This window comes from Flavobacterium aeripolare (genome assembly GCF_013294025.1).
Lineage (GTDB): Bacteria > Bacteroidota > Bacteroidia > Flavobacteriales > Flavobacteriaceae > Flavobacterium.
Map to the genome: position 1 here is coordinate 108,323 of NZ_JABSNL010000005.1, position 16,874 is coordinate 125,196.

14 protein-coding genes are annotated in these 16,874 nt (G+C 34.1%); 2 read left to right on the forward strand and 12 right to left on the reverse strand.

The features are described from left to right. Positions 1–31: 31 nt before the first annotated feature. Positions 32–379, reverse strand: a complete 348-nt coding sequence (locus tag HNQ00_RS07670) for a hypothetical protein (protein ID WP_173837744.1) — start codon at positions 377–379, stop codon at positions 32–34. A 126-nt stretch (positions 380–505) separates the two neighbouring features. Next, on the reverse strand, positions 506–2,446 hold the full coding sequence (locus tag HNQ00_RS07675) for a DUF349 domain-containing protein (protein ID WP_173837745.1): 1,941 nt from the start codon (positions 2,444–2,446) through the stop codon (positions 506–508). Between the two features lie 494 nt (positions 2,447–2,940). On the opposite strand from HNQ00_RS07675, the gene HNQ00_RS07680 reads away from it, so the two are divergent. Beyond that, positions 2,941–3,804 (forward strand): hypothetical protein, encoded by an 864-nt coding sequence (locus HNQ00_RS07680; RefSeq protein WP_173837746.1) that lies wholly within the window; start codon positions 2,941–2,943, stop codon positions 3,802–3,804. A gap of 467 nt (positions 3,805–4,271) precedes the next feature. Here HNQ00_RS07680 and HNQ00_RS07685 read toward each other — a convergent pair whose 3' ends face one another. The 4 genes from HNQ00_RS07685 to HNQ00_RS07700 all read right to left on the reverse strand — a co-directional run bounded on the left by HNQ00_RS07685 (position 4,272) and on the right by HNQ00_RS07700 (position 9,469). Further along, positions 4,272–5,024, reverse strand: coding sequence for a shikimate dehydrogenase family protein (locus HNQ00_RS07685; protein ID WP_173837747.1), 753 nt, complete (start codon positions 5,022–5,024; stop codon positions 4,272–4,274). After that, positions 5,024–6,421 carry a tetratricopeptide repeat protein gene (locus HNQ00_RS07690; RefSeq protein ID WP_173837748.1) on the reverse strand — a complete coding sequence of 466 codons (1,398 nt, stop codon included), beginning with the start codon at positions 6,419–6,421 and terminating at the stop codon, positions 5,024–5,026. Before HNQ00_RS07690 ends, HNQ00_RS07685 begins: the two co-directional genes overlap by 1 nt. A 130-nt stretch (positions 6,422–6,551) precedes the next feature. After that, the gene (locus HNQ00_RS07695) at positions 6,552–7,739 is read right to left on the reverse strand and encodes an aspartate aminotransferase family protein (protein ID WP_173837749.1); all 1,188 of its coding nucleotides are present in this window, start codon (positions 7,737–7,739) and stop codon (positions 6,552–6,554) included. Positions 7,740–7,834: 95 nt separating this feature from the next. After that, positions 7,835–9,469 carry an OstA-like protein gene (locus HNQ00_RS07700; protein ID WP_371738987.1) on the reverse strand — a complete coding sequence of 545 codons (1,635 nt, stop codon included), beginning with the start codon at positions 9,467–9,469 and terminating at the stop codon, positions 7,835–7,837. Positions 9,470–9,738: 269 nt separating this feature from the next. On the opposite strand from HNQ00_RS07700, the gene HNQ00_RS07705 reads away from it, so the two are divergent. Continuing rightward, a complete protein-coding gene (locus HNQ00_RS07705) occupies positions 9,739–11,604 on the forward strand; it encodes an alpha-amylase family glycosyl hydrolase (protein WP_173837750.1) in 1,866 nt (621 codons plus the stop codon). An 80-nt stretch (positions 11,605–11,684) separates the two neighbouring features. On the opposite strand, the gene HNQ00_RS07710 is transcribed toward HNQ00_RS07705, so the two are convergent. The 6 genes from HNQ00_RS07710 to ftsH all read right to left on the reverse strand — a co-directional run bounded on the left by HNQ00_RS07710 (position 11,685) and on the right by ftsH (position 16,871). Continuing rightward, positions 11,685–12,464 carry a superoxide dismutase gene (locus HNQ00_RS07710; RefSeq protein WP_173837751.1) on the reverse strand — a complete coding sequence of 260 codons (780 nt, stop codon included), beginning with the start codon at positions 12,462–12,464 and terminating at the stop codon, positions 11,685–11,687. Next, complete coding sequence (locus HNQ00_RS07715; protein WP_173837752.1) at positions 12,454–12,741, reverse strand: acyl-CoA-binding protein; 288 nt, start codon at positions 12,739–12,741, stop codon at positions 12,454–12,456. Before HNQ00_RS07715 ends, HNQ00_RS07710 begins: the two co-directional genes overlap by 11 nt. Continuing rightward, positions 12,741–13,394, reverse strand: coding sequence for a phosphatidylserine decarboxylase family protein (locus HNQ00_RS07720; RefSeq protein WP_173837753.1), 654 nt, complete (start codon positions 13,392–13,394; stop codon positions 12,741–12,743). The genes HNQ00_RS07715 and HNQ00_RS07720 overlap by 1 nt, the downstream gene beginning before the upstream one ends. Next, positions 13,384–14,229 (reverse strand): phosphatidate cytidylyltransferase, encoded by an 846-nt coding sequence (locus tag HNQ00_RS07725; protein WP_173837754.1) that lies wholly within the window; start codon positions 14,227–14,229, stop codon positions 13,384–13,386. Before HNQ00_RS07725 ends, HNQ00_RS07720 begins: the two co-directional genes overlap by 11 nt. Position 14,230: 1 nt before the next feature. Continuing rightward, positions 14,231–14,833, reverse strand: a complete 603-nt coding sequence (locus tag HNQ00_RS07730) for a lactate utilization protein B/C (RefSeq protein WP_173837755.1) — start codon at positions 14,831–14,833, stop codon at positions 14,231–14,233. A 112-nt stretch (positions 14,834–14,945) separates the two neighbouring features. Beyond that, entirely contained in the window at positions 14,946–16,871 is a 1,926-nt protein-coding gene (gene ftsH / locus HNQ00_RS07735) for an ATP-dependent zinc metalloprotease FtsH (protein ID WP_173837756.1), read from the reverse strand. Between the last annotated feature and the right edge of the window lie 3 nt (positions 16,872–16,874).

Below are 16,874 nucleotides of genomic sequence, written 5' to 3' on the forward strand. Positions count from 1 at the left end.
ATAGTATTGTGTAAGTATAAATGAATTTAAATCACCAGAAAAAATGGAACGGAAAGAGTAATATAGATACTTTTTCGCATCTATTTATATCTTGGTTTAAGTATGATTTACAGTAAGAAGCTGCTACAACAGATGTTCTAGGCGTCAAGAATGTAGCTTGCCATTTAATTAGGGGATTGCTATCTTTTTCTACTTGTAAATGTGCACTATACTGCAGCTGCGGTTGAATGAAAGCCGAATTCTGGATTTTCTCTACAGCTAGTTTTGGGCTGCTTTGCTTTTTGGTTTTAAAGGGCATTGCATTTGCTGTCGCTGAAAAAGCAACAAGTAAAACATACATAAGTCCTATAAAAGCGAGCGTTCTCTTAACCCAATTCATACTGCAAATTTATAATTTTGTTGCTAGTGAGCCTAATTTACATGAGCCTAAATAGTCGGGATTTTAAGCATAAAAAAAACCTCAAACTAAAGTAGTTTGAGGTTATATAAATAGGGTATTTGTTTATTATTCTTGGTTTAAAGTTCTTAATTGGGTTAGTTTTTCTTTCCAAACGTCCAAACTTTCTTTGTGGATAGCGATGTTTTTACGAACCTCTAATACAATTGAATTTTCTTTCTTAGCATTTTTAGTGTTGGTGAAAAACTGAATGTTGTTTTCTAACTGAAATATCTCATTTTGCACTTCATCGATTTTGCGCATAATGAAGATTTTCTCATTCTCAAGTTTTCGAGTATCGTTGTTTTCCGCTAGTTGGTCAATCCTAGTCGAGAAACGCATCATATCAGTATCTTTTTTACTTAAGCTTAACTTGTCAAAAAGAGCATCAAGTATCTTATTAAATTTACCTTCAATATGTCTTCTAGCATGAGGTACACGCCCTAATTCCTTCCAGTTAGCGATGTGAAGTTTAATGGCATCTAAGTCTTCTTTGTGCGATCCTATTAATTCAAAATCTCTCAAAGATTCTAGATAGTCTTTCTTTGCCTCAAAGGCAGCCATTTCTTGTGCATTACTCTCATTTTTAAGCTCTTTTAAACGATCAAAATAATGGTTGCAAGCGGTTTTAAATTCTCCCCATACCTTATCAGATGATTTTCTAGGTACATGACCTATTTGTTTCCACTCATCTTGTATGCGTTTCATCGTATTTGTAGTAGTCTCAAAATCATCACTATCTTGTAACGCTTGCGCTTGAGCAACTAAAGCGTTCTTTTTATTAAGATTATCGTTTTGGTCTTTTTTAATCTCTTTGTAAAACGAGTTTTTGAAAGAATTGAAATCTCTAACCGCATTTTTAAAAGAGCTCCAGGTTTTTTCATTCAATTCTGCTGGTACTTTTCCAGCATTAAAAAAAGCGGTTCTTAAAGCTTCTACTTTTCCTATTTGAACCACCCACTGAGAGTGTGAATTCACTTTTACAGTAGCTAATGCTTCTATATCAGCAATAATTTGTTTTTTACGCTCAAGATTTTCTAATTCAATAGCATGTTGTTTTTCAAACAATAGCTCTCTTTTATCGTGCATCCTCTTAGTCAATTCACTAAAAAGGTTCCATATTTCCTCACGATGTTCTTTCCCTACAGGTCCTATGTCTTCCTTCCACATACGGTGCAGGTCCTGTAATTCTCTAAAGGCTTTTTGAATATCATCCTCTTGTAACAACTCATCAACGCGTAAAATTATTTTTTGCTTTTGCTCTAAGTTATGTTTAAAATCTAGATCTCTCGCTTCTCTATCTAAGTGTAAATAGTCGTAGAAATTCTCTACATGAAAGTGGTAATTATTCCAGACGTGGTTGTATTTATCTTTAGGTATAGATCCTGCGTTCTTCCATCGCTCTCTTAATTCGTTGAAATGTTTAAGAGTATCTTTAATATCTTCCTGCGGATTTATTAACTCTCGCATTTCTTCCACAATAGCTAATCGTACCTCTAAATTAGATTTTAAATTAGTTTGCAGACTTTTAAAATGAGCATTTTTCCTGTCCTTATATAGGTTATAATATTCGTCAAACTGTGTTTTTAACGGTAAATGATATTGAAAATCCTCTGTGCTATCTGGTTGCTCTGCATGAAAAGCTTCTTTTTTCTCTTCGATAAAGTCATTGTATTTTACTAAAAATGATTTTTTTATCTCATCTACGTGATCCTTTACAGACATCACTTTCTCTACAGCAGTAATAATTTTTAAAGATGCTACAAGCTCTTCCATTGATAGCGTGTCATAATCTTGCATAGGGATGTCGTGGCGATCTTTCAAAGTCTCATCCTCACTTTCCTCAGCGTTTGAATCCTCAATGGCATTCATCGCTTTTTGTTGATCATTTACAGGCTGCTCATGAGTAGTTTCATCTTTATGATCAGATACTACAGTAACAGTTTCAGTAGACTCAGTAGCTAATTTTCCATCTGCATCTTGCAGGTTATCATTCTTTTCTTCTAACATTGGTTCAATGTTTACGGTTGTTAATAAATTGAATTGGAAAGATAGTAAAGCAGTATTTAATAACAAAATAAAACGCTAATTAAGAGTGGTTTTAAGTGTAGGATACAAATTTTTGGAGCTGTTTCCTGCTATACGCTGTATCTTTTATTGTTTTAAACAAAACCATAAAAGGATGCCGCTTCTATCAGGGCTATGGGATACGATTTACCTGAAAATTTATATATACGATTACTTGCAGGTATATGCTAAGTCTTAGGGGCCTATATGGTAGCTGTGAAATAACTACTCTTTTAAAGTTCTTTATTCAAAAGCAAAATAATACGATCTTAGTGAGAAGAAAATCAATTTTTATAATTCTTTTATTACTGGATAAGTTGATTTATTTTTTAAATTTTAGTTGGTAATCAAATAGTTATTAGGTCATTAAGTGGTATATTGATTGACAATAATTTTATCTATACCAAGATTATTGCCTTTAATAAGCTTTTAAAACCATGAAAAATAGAAAAAGGAATCGAAAATTAAACTATGATTATTCTAGAGATAATTTATATTTTGTTACCATATGTGTTCAAGATCGAAGATGCTGTTTTGGTTGGGTCGAAGAAATAGCGGAAGGCATAGAAAATGCAAAAAATGATGTATCTGCAAAAACGCATAAAGTAGATTTGAATGATTTTGGCAAGATTGTGGGCGATAGAATAATGTGGTTAGAAGAGCAGTATCAATATGTTTTGATTCATAATTATGTGGTTATGCCCAATCATGTTCATATAATCGTAGAAATTAATCGATCAAGATTATCAATAGGGACAGGTCGCGACCTGTCCGTACGCAATCCAATTCCCCAAAATAATCCAATCCCCCAAAATAATCCAATCCCCCAAAATATTCCAATCCTGCAAAATAATCCAATTCCCCAAAATAATCCAATCCCCCAAAATAATCCAATTCCTCAAAATAATCCAATCCCCCAAAATAATTCAAACCTGCATAATAATCCAAATTCCCAAAATATTCCAATCGTGCAAAATAATCCAATCCCCCAAAATAATCCAAATTCCCAAAATAATCCAATCGTGCAAAATAATCCAATTCCCCAAATTAATCCAATTCCCCAAAATAATCCAATTCAAAATGATTCAATTCAAAATGATTCAATTCAAAATGATTCAATTCAAGATGATGCCTTTCAAAATATTGTTGTAAAGTATGTGGCTATGGATCAAGAGTTATTAAATTCCAGACAAACCCACCTAGATGTAAAAATCAAGTCATTATCAAGCCTTATGGGAGCGCTAAAAACGACCTCTTCAAAATTGATACACCAATCTGGACTAGAAACTTTTTCATGGTAACGTTCTTTCCATGATCACGTTATACGAAGTGATAACGCGTACGATAGAATTTCCAATTATATAGATGCTAATCCACAAAAGTGGTTTGAAGATACTTTTTATAAAAAAAGAAGCAAGCTATAATAAAAGCGATTACAATGGTCAGTTTATAGTTAATGTTGACTAGTAATCAACGATAGCTACAATTGCCAGCATATGAGAATAACGTTACTTAAGATATTTACTTACTTCGACGTTTCCCAGTAAGATATTTTAGAATATGCGAAATTATATTAAAGTAGTTCTAGATGGCTAGATCGTTTTTCATTACAAAGTATATCTCAAAATGTCACTAGTTTATATTTTGTTTCAAAGTTATCTCATACTTTAGTAGTCTTTTCATGAAAAATGCCCCAAATAGAGTTTAACTATTTGGGGCATTTTCTATAAATAGAGTGCTTTGTAATTTTAGAGATATGATAAATAAACTATTCACTCCATATTTTCCAAGCCTTTTCAGCCTGATAGACAAGCATATCGTAACCGTTTTTTGTTTGCGCTCCTTTGGCGGAAGCCTTACTTAAAAATTGTGTTATTGCGGGATTATAGATCAAATCAAATGCAATATGCTGAGTGGTGAAAAATTCAAACGGGATAGCGGGGTAAGCGAGTATATCAGGACTCGTACCTACTGGAGTTGCATTAATTACAATAGTATGCGTTGTAAATACCTCTTGATCTAAATCTTCGTACGATATGGTATTTTCGTTTTTTATTCTTGACACAAACGTATAGGTAATTCCTAGCTCGTCCAGAGCAAAGCAAACTCCTTTTGATGCGCCTCCAGTACCTAAGATCAATGCTTTTTTATGATGATCAGCTAGTAATGGTTTAATAGCCTTTTTAAAGCCATAATAGTCTGTATTATACCCTTTTAGTTTACCGCTTCGAGTAAATTTAATGGTATTCACAGCGCCTATTAACTTTGCTTTTTTAGATAGCTTATCTAGAAATGGAATAACTGCTTCTTTATAAGGAATTGTTACATTGATTCCAGCCAGTTCTTCATGATTATCTTTAATTAGTGTTTCGAACTCGCTAATAGTTTGAAGATCAAAATTTTCATACGTACAATTATTTAATGCAGCTGCCTCAAATTTTTCTGTAAAATAACCTTTCGAAAAGGAATAACTGATGTTTTTACCAAGCAAACCAAATCTTTTCTTATTACTATTTGCCATTAGTCTTTTTTATATTTTTCAATGTAATTGCGTACTGCTTTATTTGTCCACACTACTGGAAACAAGTCCTCAAGTAAGATGTAATTGTCAAAATTTAATCGTAGACCGTTGCTCAAATGAAACTTCGCCTTCGTTTCCTCTTGCGCCATAAAATACAATCCTGCTAAACGGTATTCGATTTCGTTTTCTTCAGGAAAATATTCAGAAGCCTGCAACAAGGTTTGGATAGCGGTATCAAATTCTCCTAAAAACTGTAAAATATTCACCCAGAATAACCAAGTGTCTAATTCTGTATCTCCAAATTCTACTGCTTTTCTGAAACCAAATTCAGCTTCTTCAAAGAAATTCATTTCTTTATTAATTTTTGCATATCGCTTCCAGTAAAGTCGGTTTTGATTGTCTATAGCTAATGCTTTGTTGACAAAAAAGAGCGCTTTTTGAAAGTTTTTTTGACGAATGTAAAAATCAGTTATTGCAATCCAACCTTTGTCAAGTAATGGATCTTCGTGTACTGTTTCATTATAATACTTGATGGCCTGAGCTGTATTCCCTAAACGTTCGTGACATTTACCTATGCGTAATAAGGCATAAGATGTTGCGTCATCAAGCGCAATTGTGCGATTATAGCTTTCGATGGCTTCTTCATACTGTTTCATTCTTTCGTAGGCTTTTGCTTTTTCCATAAAAGCACCTAGAAATTCGTCATCAATTAGAGTCGCATAATCAAATGCACGTATCGCATTTTCATAATCTTTTAGATCATAATACAAACGCCCCATTTGGTGCCAAGCAATTTCGCTATAAGGATTTTTATCGATGTACTTCGTTAAGTAAGCAATGGCATCTAAGTTTTGATCTAAAAATTCAAAGCAGTACACCACATTATACAAAGCAGATTGATCTTCTAAATCTTCTTCAAGACATTTAATAAAGCTTTCTTTTGCTTCTTCTAATTTGTCCATAAAGAGATATTCCATGCCTATTAAATTATAGACATCAGCATAATCTTCAGTATAAGTAAGTGCTATTTTTAGAAACTCGACTGCTTTTTCATGTTGGTCACGTTTCGAATAAATATTTGCTTTTTGTATGTAAATTTCTTCATTATTTGGCTCGATAGCATAGAGTTCGTTCAAGAGCTTCTCAGCAATTTCTAGCTTATCATCAAATACTAACATTTCGACCTGTACTAGCTTTAAGCCAACAGATTTTGGATGTTGATCCAAACCTAGTTTTAGTGCTTTTTTAGCTAATGCTGCCTTACCCATATCTAAATAATGAAGAATGATTTCTTCAAACTCTTCCGAGTCAAAAAAGAGCACTTTGTTGGTTTTCAACATAGACTCAAATTTAGATAATGATAAGTTATAGTCTTCTTCTTCGTTGCTTAATTGCATGCTTTGTTTTTTTGAATTTGACCTAATTAAAGTTAGGTATCATAACTATTGCTGCTTGAAAAAAACAAAATTGTTGTGAACAATTTAATTAACAATAGTGTGGTGTAAAAATAGTGTTGGCTTCGTGGACCTATTTTGATGCTAAGATTTCATCCATTACTTCTTTTATAATGGCACATCCTTCTTCAATTTCTTGATTCGAAATAGTCAAAGGAGGTGTAATTCTAATCGCACAGCCCTCAAATAATAACCAGAACAATATCAGTCCTTTATCTTGGCATTTTAAAATGACCTCATTTGTTATGTCAGCCGTCTCCGTCATGGCAGCAAGCATCAGTCCTTTACCTCTTACTTCCTTAATCAAAGGATGTACCAAAAGAGTACGGAACAATTTTTCCTTCTCTAATGTTTGTGGGATCAAATCAGTTTCAGTTAATTCTTGCAAAGTAGTTAAACATGCTGACGCGATGACAGGGTGACCACCAAAGGTTGTAATGTGGCCTAGCTTAGGGTTGTCGCTCAGCAAGTCCATCATTTCACTTGAGGCGGTAAAAGCACCTACGGGCATTCCGCTTGCCATTCCTTTTCCCATAACGAGAATATCTGGAACTACATTGTAATTTTGGAAACCAAAAAGCGCTCCTGTCCTACCAAAACCAGGTTGGATTTCGTCTAATATTAAAAGTGCTCCTACAGCAGTACATCTTGCTTTTATTTTTTCGAGAAAACCGTTTTCAGGTTGGATAAAACCAGCGCCTCCTTGAATTGTTTCAAGTAATACTCCAGCAGTTTTTGTCGTAATCCTCTCTAGATCAGCTTCATTATTAAAGGTAATAAAATCCACATCAGGAATCAATGGACGAAACACTTGTTTTCTTTCTTCAAATCCCATCACACTTAATGACCCCATCGTATTCCCGTGGTAGGCATTATGGCAAGATATTAATTGGCTACGACCAGTAACCCTTCTGGCTAGTTTTAATGCGCCTTCGATAGCTTCTGTTCCTGAATTTACCATGTAGGTTTTTTCTAAAGGAGCGGGCAAGAGAGATGCTAATAATTTGCAATAGGCAACAGCTGGACTTTGCGAATATTCGCCATAAACCATGACATGTGAATATTTATCAAGTTGATCTTTTATGGCTTGGTTTACGCGAGCTGGCTGATGTCCTAGTGTACATGCAGAAACTCCGGCTACAAAATCCAAAAATTTTTTATTGTTTGTGTCGTAAATATAGGATCCCTTTGCGTAAGAAACTTCCATAGCTAATGGGTAGGGAGAAGTTTGCGCTTGGTATTTTATAAAATCTGTTTTCAATAGTTGATTGTTTTAATCTGTTGGCTTAGTGTGCCTAATTAAATTAAAGTGAATTATGCTGTTTTAAACTTAATAGACAGCAATACAAGAAAATATTATTTTATTTTTGGTTTCTTCTTGTCGTAATTTAAGGTCTCTTTTCTCACCTTTAATGGGACGTTTTTATCTACTTCATCCTTCTTAGCAGCATCGATCATTTTATCGTTGTACTCATTTTCCTCCTCAGTAAATAAATCTTCTTTCTTAAAAATGCGCTCGTCAGCTCTCCATACTAATCCTCGTAATTTTCTCGCATTTTCAGGAAGGTCAGCTTCGGGATAGATATCACCATCTACTTGCTTAAAGAAGGTGATAGTTTCAATAGCGTTATTATCGAGAATCATATTGATTCTACTACTAATATTCTTATTAATCCCTATAAGTTCGTTTTCATTGTTACGCATATAGAAAATAACTTCTGCATTTTTTACAATGTCTACGTCATGCAATTTTCCGTCTAAGAATTTTCCATATAAGTTTAGTCCTTTTACCTGATTAAACCCTGTTCCTAGTGTATCTTTAGAAACTAAAAAAGTATTATTGAGCACCTTGAGGGAATCTATTTTTTTTGTAGTGTTATTACCAATTAAGTGAATCACATCACCTGTAATTTGGTTCTCACCATTCCACAGGATAGGATTTCCTATCAACTTTGTTAACGAATTCTTTGAGCTTGAATGAATACTGTCGCATTTTCCACTCATGTCTTTCTTTAAAAAACGTACATTATTGTATGCTCTAATAATTCGATCACCTTCTTTACCAGTAACCATTAAACGTTTACCGTGAATATAAACAGAGTCGTTGTCTACAAAGTTTATTGCAAGTGCTCGTTTAGTAACAAACATCGAGTCCTTCTTTTTATAAACTTCCCCATAGTGGCCTTTGATAATAGCGCGGTTTATAGAATCTGTAATTTTTACATTGCGCGTAGCAGATGCAAACTCCCTATTTCGATCATAATATAAACTATCACCTTCGATTAATCGGTCGTCATATTTTATGTATGATTTTCTAAGAAAGTGCGCTAGATTTTTCTTTGTGTCATAGAAACCTTTCTCGGTGTAGATGTAGTTGTTTTTACTAGTAATCGTCGATGGTCCTAATAGATAAGAATGCCCAGAGTTACTGTAATAATCTAAGTGATTAGACTTTATAACGTATTGTGGGTTAGTAATAGTCACGGCAGTCAAAAACTGAAATTTCTTTTGCTCCACGTAATAGCGTCCAGATTTTGATTTAAGCGTATTGTCTTTATTGACGATTGTTCCCAGGGAATTATAATAAGCTTCTTGGGTGTTTCTATCAAAATTTATGGTGTCTGTGGTAAGCGTAGCATCAGGGGAGCTCATGTAAGCATCTCCAGACGCAAAAGCTCGCTTCATGTTTCCGTTGTATTCAGCATATTTACTGTTTAGAAATAAGGTGTCTCCTTGAACTAACTGCACGTTACCAAAAGCCTTGATGTAGTTTTCCTTCTTAAAAAAGTAGGCTTTATTACAGGTCAGGATCATGCCGTCATGGTTAATTTTAACGTTGCCGTTTAGATAAGCACCTTCTGGCATATCTTCGGTATTTGTCTCACCATAATCAGCATGTTCAACAATTATTTTTTTTGGCGCTTGCGCAAAAGTTGATTTCGAACAAAAAAGCAACAAGAAACAGCCTATTAAGAATAGATATTTATTCAATGGATTTATTTTTTGTCAAATTTAAGAAAAAGGAAACAATCCTAATCGATATTAGCATTTATTTATAGATTGGGAATAGGATGAAGTAATCTAAATTTATGATCAAATAATATTATTAACATTCAAAGGAACTCTCACGTTGTAGTAGGGTTTTTAATAGTATTTGTGAGTGTAGCAGTACATGTTATACTGCAAATTTGCATATTTTACAGTAAATTAGATTACTACCTTGTTTAATGACAAGGTTGTGGTTATTTAAAATAGAAACAATGAGAAATAAAATAGCTTTTACAGCAGTCACCTTTGCAATTATTGTTAGTTCGTGTAAAACTAGCCAACTTGCAAATGAAGTAACAAATCAAGATCATAAACACGAGAAAAAAGTTGTAGTGTACCAAGTTTTTACGAGACTTTTTGGGAATAAAAATACGACCAATAAACCTTGGGGAACTATTGAAGAAAATGGAGTAGGTAAGTTTGATGATTTTACTGATGTCGCTTTGCGCGAAATAAAAGATTTAGGTGTCGATTATATTTGGTACACTGGAGTGCCACATCATGCGGTGATTGCAGATTATACAAAATACGGAATTTCTAATGACGATCCTGATGTTGTAAAAGGCCGTGCGGGTTCTCCTTATGCCGTAAAAGACTATTACAATGTAGATCCAGATTTGGCTGTAAACCCTGAAAACCGAATGCAAGAGTTTGAGGCGCTAATAGAACGAACGCACAAATCAGGTATGAAGGTAATTATTGATATTGTACCCAACCATATTGCACGTAAATATGAAGGTAAAAATAATCCCGAGGGTGTTGAAGATTTCGGTGCTAGCGATGACACTTCTGTTGCCTATAAAAGAGACAATAATTTTTATTATATCCCAAATTCAGAATTTGAAGTTCCAGACACGGTTAAACCATTAAACGGTGAAAGTAACCCTTTAAGTGATGGTAAGTTTACTGAGATTCCAGCAAAATGGACTGGTAATGGATCTAAATTAGCCAAGCCGGATAAAAATGATTGGTATGAAACGGTTAAGATCAATTATGGTGTGCGCCCTGATGGCACAAAGGATTTTCCTGAACTCCTTGCTGATTATGCAAGCAAATCTACGGCAATGCATTACGCTTTCTGGAAAGGGAAAGATGTCCCTAATTCTTGGGTTAAGTTTCGAGACATTGCGCTATATTGGACTGCTAAAGGCGTAGATGGTTTTAGATATGACATGGCAGAGATGGTGCCTTATGAATTTTGGAGCTATATGAATTCTGCTATCAAAAGAGCAAATCCAAATGCTTTTTTAGTTGCAGAAGTGTATCAGCCAGAGCAATATCGCAATTATATTCAGTTAGGTAAAATGGACTACTTATATGATAAAGTAGCAACCTATGATAAATTAAAGGCTATTACGCAAGGCACGGCAAATACTGCAGATTTAACTATGATACAAAAGGACATGGCTGATATAGAACATCACATGCTTCATTTTCTTGATAATCATGATGAACAAAGACTAGCAAATGACGCTTTTGCTGGATCTGCCGAGAATGGTAAGCCTTTAATGGTTGTTTCAACAACAATAAGTAGTGCGCCTACAATGATTTATTTTGGACAAGAAGTAGGGGAGGCTGCTCTTGAAAATAGTGGGTATGGTACCGCTACTCGAACCTCTATTTTTGATTATGTGGGAGTACCTAATCACCAGCGATGGATGAATAATGGTAAATTTGATGGTGGCGGCTTATCGCCAAAAGAGAAAGAGCTTAGAATTTTTTACAAAACATTGCTGAGTTTTTCACGCACAAGTGATGCCTTGATGGGGAGCTATTCGGCTTTAGAAATTGAGGGAAGCCAAAATAAGGATATATTAGCAAAGACAATTTATGCTTTTACAAGATGGTCAGATAATGAGAAGTTAATTATCGTCAGTAACTTTTCTGCCGAAAATACAAGTAGTTTTAATGTTGTAATACCAAAAGCTGTTATAGCACAATGGAATATAGCTGACGGTAAATACGAAGTATTAGATCAGTTATCGCTGCATACTAAAGGAGAATTGAGTATTGCTAAGGGTGAGGGGATTTTAAAAGTCACGGTAGCGCCGCTACAATCTTTTATTTATAAACTATAGGCAACTCGCATTCGAACAAAAAAAAATGCTGATGATAACGATATGTTACATCAGCATTTTTTTAATTTATAATGGCATTCCTATTTGTATTTCTTGCGTAATGCTTCCTCATAATTTTCATTAATTTGTTTCCAATTAATTACATTAAAGAAAGAATCAATATAATTTTTTCTACGATATTGGTAACCCAAATAATAAGCATGCTCCCACAAATCAAGTGCTAAAATAGGTGTTCCAGGCACAGCTGCATTTCGCATTAAAGGGTTGTCTTGATTTTGCGTACTTGTAATTCTTAATTTTCCGTATCTATCAACGATTAAAAACGTCCATGCTGATCCTACTTGGCTAGAAGCCTCAGCTTTAAAAGCTGATTTAAAATTAGCAAAAGACCCAAAGTCACGATCGATAGTTCCTGCAATTGTATCTGTAGGTGTCCCGCCTGTTTCAGGAGCCATAGATTTAAAGTATAAACTATGGTTGTAGTAACCACCAGCATCGTTGCGAAGTTCTGTATCTCTAATATCTAATTTAGACAAAATGTCTACAATTGATTGGTTTTGATATGGAGTACCAGCAATCGCTGCATTTAAACCATTAGTATCTGATAAATAATGTTTAGAATAATGCGTCTCTAAAGTCAGTGGTGATACTGTAGGAGACAAAGCATCATAAGCATAGGCTAGTTTATCAACTTGAAACGATCCTTCTTTTGCTTTGACATCTTCTGGATATCCTATAGAAACTTTTTCTTGTGCAGTAGGTAGTGGAACTTCAACAACTTCTGTGAACTTTTTATCTTGACAAGAAAAAAGTAAAGTTACTGCTGTAAACGCACTTGCAAACACGACATTATTTTTCATTTCCCTTATTATTTTTTAATATGCTATTAATGATTGCTATATATTCCTGTTTAGCTTCCATAGCTGACATATGGCTAATTTGCATCCAAGCATTTGTTTTAAAAGCATCTCTTAAATGGTACGAAGTGGTTTGTCGTATCTCGACAGTACCAAGTGTAGATTGCTTATAGTATGCATATAAACGCAACTGGACGTCTTGTGGCAATGATGCTTGCGTCATCGCTGAGGCACTTTCGACAGCTTTTTGAAACTGAAGATCTATATCATTTGTGTTCATTATGCCTTAGTTGCAATAATTGTTTTTCCACCTATTGCTTTTTGATTCAGCACAACATTCACTGGTGTTCCTAATGGTAAAAAGATATCTACCCTTGAACCAAATTTAATAAAACCAGCATCTGTTCCTTGCACAACTTGCATGCCTTCTTTTGCATAATTTACAATACGACGTGCTAGAGCACCTGCAATTTGACGGTACAATACCTGACCAAAATTTGGGTTTTCAATTACAACGGTTGTTCTTTCATTTTCTTCACTCGCTTTTGGATGCCATGCAACCAAAAATTTACCTGGATGGTACTTACTAAATTTTACCAGACCGCTCAATCCATAACGTGTCACATGTACGTTAATAGGCGACATGAATATAGAGATTTGTATGCGTTTGTCTTTAAAATATTCTGCTTCAAATACTTCTTCGATTACTACAACTTTCCCGTCTACTGGAGCCAGTATTTCTGTTTCACTAAGGATGGCAGTTCTTTTAGGATTTCTAAAAAACTGTAAAATAATAACTAAAATGATAAATGCGGCAATTTGAACTGTTTTTTGCAGCCAAATTAACGTGATAAATTTATCAGATAATAACAATACGGCTGTTGTGAAAATTGAGCCAAATAAAATTGTTTTAATTCCTTCTCTATGAAACATAATTTAAAATTTGATAAAATAAAAATACAATTGGTGCTACAAATATAACACTATCTAGTCGATCTAGTACACCTCCATGTCCAGGCATTATTTTTCCGCTGTCTTTAACGCCAGCTACTCGTTTAAACTTTGATTCTATTAAATCACCTATCGTTCCAAAGAAACCAACAATGATGGCAATTATAATCCAGATGTAAATATTCGATTCAGCTATTTCTATGTAATATTTAGCAATTACGTAGCTCACCACTACTGCAAATACGACACCTCCAAAGAATCCCTCGATAGTCTTTTTAGGTGAGATTCTTTCAAATAATTTAGTCCTACCAATAGATTTCCCCACGATGTAGGCAAATGTATCGTTCGTCCAAATTAATATAAAGATGCTTATTAGTATTTTAGGATTATAACCGTCTTTTCCAAAAGGGATTTTTGTGATTATAATAAACGGTAAAATTATGTAACCTAGTAAGTACACATACTTAGAAAACGAATCTATTTTAACGGCTTTATTATCGAATAGGAAATGGATGCATTTTATAAATACAAATAGGGTAAAGAATAATACAGATAGGTCAAAGTTCTTACTAAAACGTAGATCGAATAAAATTCCATCCCTAGCTGAAGATATCATGTAAAACAAACTAAAGCATCCTGCAGAAAGAAGCACAGGAATTATTTTATTAATTTGTACCAAGTTACAGAACTCAAAAGTTGCTATAAGTAAAAATATCCCGAACAGAATAAAAAAACTATCAGTAGAATATAAGATTGAAGCGATTAATAAGACAATATAAACGGCTCCCGATATAGATCTCTTTAAAGTTTCATTCATTTTAAAGGTCTTCTAAAAGCAATAAATAAAGATTCTTTGGAGAACTTCCGTAATGTGTGAAGTCTTCCTCTTTTGCTTTTTCAAAATATTTAATTGCTGTTATGTTAGTAGGGAAATCTCTTTCGTATTTCTTTTTTATAGCAGTAAGTCCGTCGCTTTTTGTACCCAGCATCTGACTTGTGGTTGCGTAAACTACAATGTTAGTTGGTAGTTCGTTTGGTTTGTGTTGCTTAATTTGTTTTGAAGAAAAAAGTACAGAACCTTCTTCGGCAATTAAATTTTCACAAGTAGAAAACAAAAATTTTGTGTTGGATGTCATTCCGTATCTTAATTTGTTTTCGTCTAATAATCCAAATAATTTAGGATCGTAGCACAGCACTTGGCTTTCAAACCAGTCGTTCTCTTCCAGTATGTTTTCAAACTGCTCTTTCAGTTCGTCCATGTTTTCACAGTACAAAAATTTACCACCATTCTTCTTAAAATGATAGGTAAATTGTTCATCTATAGACATGTTGCTAATGTTTGAAGTTTCTTGCTCTTCTCTCACTTTCTCCTCATCTGCGGCCGAACTACTAGAACCAAAAAATTTACTAAAAAGACTCATATATTATGGTGGTACTTTACATATTGTTTGAAACGTCCAAAGATAAAAAAATCTTAATTCAAAAAGTCAATTTTGAATTAAGATTTTAATTTTTTTTAGTCTATGTAAGTAATTACGATACTACTGGTTCTAAATTAGCATCGAATGTTCGTTTACCAAAAATAGCTTCTAAATCGTCTTTGAAGATTACTTCTTTTTCGATTAATATATCTGCTAATTGATTCAACTTATCTTTGTTTTCTTCTAGTATAGTAATCGCTCTTTGATATTGACCCTCAATTAGTAATGAGATTTCATTATCGATAACTCTTGCTGTTTCGTCAGAATAAGGTTTTGAAAAGTTGTAATCACCTTGACCCGTAGAGTCATAATAAGTAACATTTCCGATCTTATCATTCAATCCATAAATAGTCACCATGGCTCTCGCTTGCTTAGTAACTTTTTCTAAATCACTTAAAGCTCCTGTAGAAATACGGTCAAAAGTTACTTTTTCTGCAGCTCTACCACCCATTGTTGCACACATTTCGTCTAGCATTTGGTCTGGACGTACAATTTGGCGCTCTTCTGGTAAGTACCATGCTGCTCCTAAACTTTGTCCACGAGGCACAATAGTTACTTTAATTAAGGGTGCTGCATGCTCTAGCATCCAACTTACAGTTGCGTGACCAGCTTCATGAATAGCGATTGCTTTCTTTTCCTCTGGGCTAATGATTTTATTTTTCTTTTCTAATCCACCTACGATTCTATCTACAGCATCTAAGAAATCTTGTTTGTCTACCGCAGTTTTATTATAACGGGCTGCAATCAATGCTGCTTCATTACAAAGATTTGCAATATCTGCTCCTGAGAATCCTGGAGTTTGCTTTGCTAAAAAGTCAAGGTCTAATCCTTCTACTTTTTTCAATGGAGCTAAGTGTACTTTGAAAATTTCAGCACGCTCACGAATATCTGGTAAGTCAACGAAAATCTGTCTGTCAAAACGACCTGCACGCATTAAAGCTTTGTCTAAAACATCAGCTCTGTTTGTTGCAGCAAGTACGATTACATTAGAGTTAGTACCAAAACCGTCCATTTCTGTCAATAATTGATTAAGAGTGTTTTCTCTTTCATCATTTCCGCCAGACATATTACTTTTTCCTCTCGCTCTACCTACAGCGTCAATCTCATCAATAAAGATAATAGCAGGAGATTTTTCTTTTGCTTGCTTAAATAAGTCACGAACTCTTGAAGCTCCTACACCTACAAACATTTCAACGAAGTCAGAACCTGACAATGAAAAGAAAGGTACTTGTGCTTCTCCAGCAACGGCTTTTGCTAATAATGTCTTACCAGTTCCAGGAGGACCTACAAGTAAGGCTCCTTTTGGGATTTTACCTCCAAGGTTAGTGTATTTTTCAGGGTTTTTTAAGAACTCTACAATCTCTTGTATTTCCTCTTTAGCACCTTCTAATCCAGCTACATCTTTAAACGTAGTTTTGATATCGGTTTTTTCATCAAATAATTTAGCTTTCGATTTCCCGATGTTAAATATTTGACCACCACCTCCAGCACCTCCGCCAGACATTTTTCGCATGATAAATAACCATACACCTACAATAATAATTATTGGTAAAAGTGTAATGAATAAGTCAGACCAGTTACTTTTTGCTTGAAAACTAAAATCTTTCAATTTTCCTTCAGCTACTGCTTTCTCTAATTTAGTTTGAAATATTTGATCATTACCAATGTCAAAGGTATATTGTGGACCTTTGTTAGTATTGTCAAATAAATCTTTAGAAACCTTTGCGTGTTCTTTTAGTTTTAAAGCATCTGCTTTTAAAAAAACTTCGGCTTCTAATTTATTATAAACTATTACTTTTTCAATTTGTCCTTGTTCTAGGTACGTATTGAATTTAGAAGAGCTCAACTGGGAAGGTTCTTGTAAACTTGAACCACCAGTTATAAAGCTAATAAATAAAAAGATTAGTAAAATAGCAGTGTAAACTAGCCACGGACTTACTTTAAACTTATTAGGGTTTGGATTATTATCTTTAGCCATTAC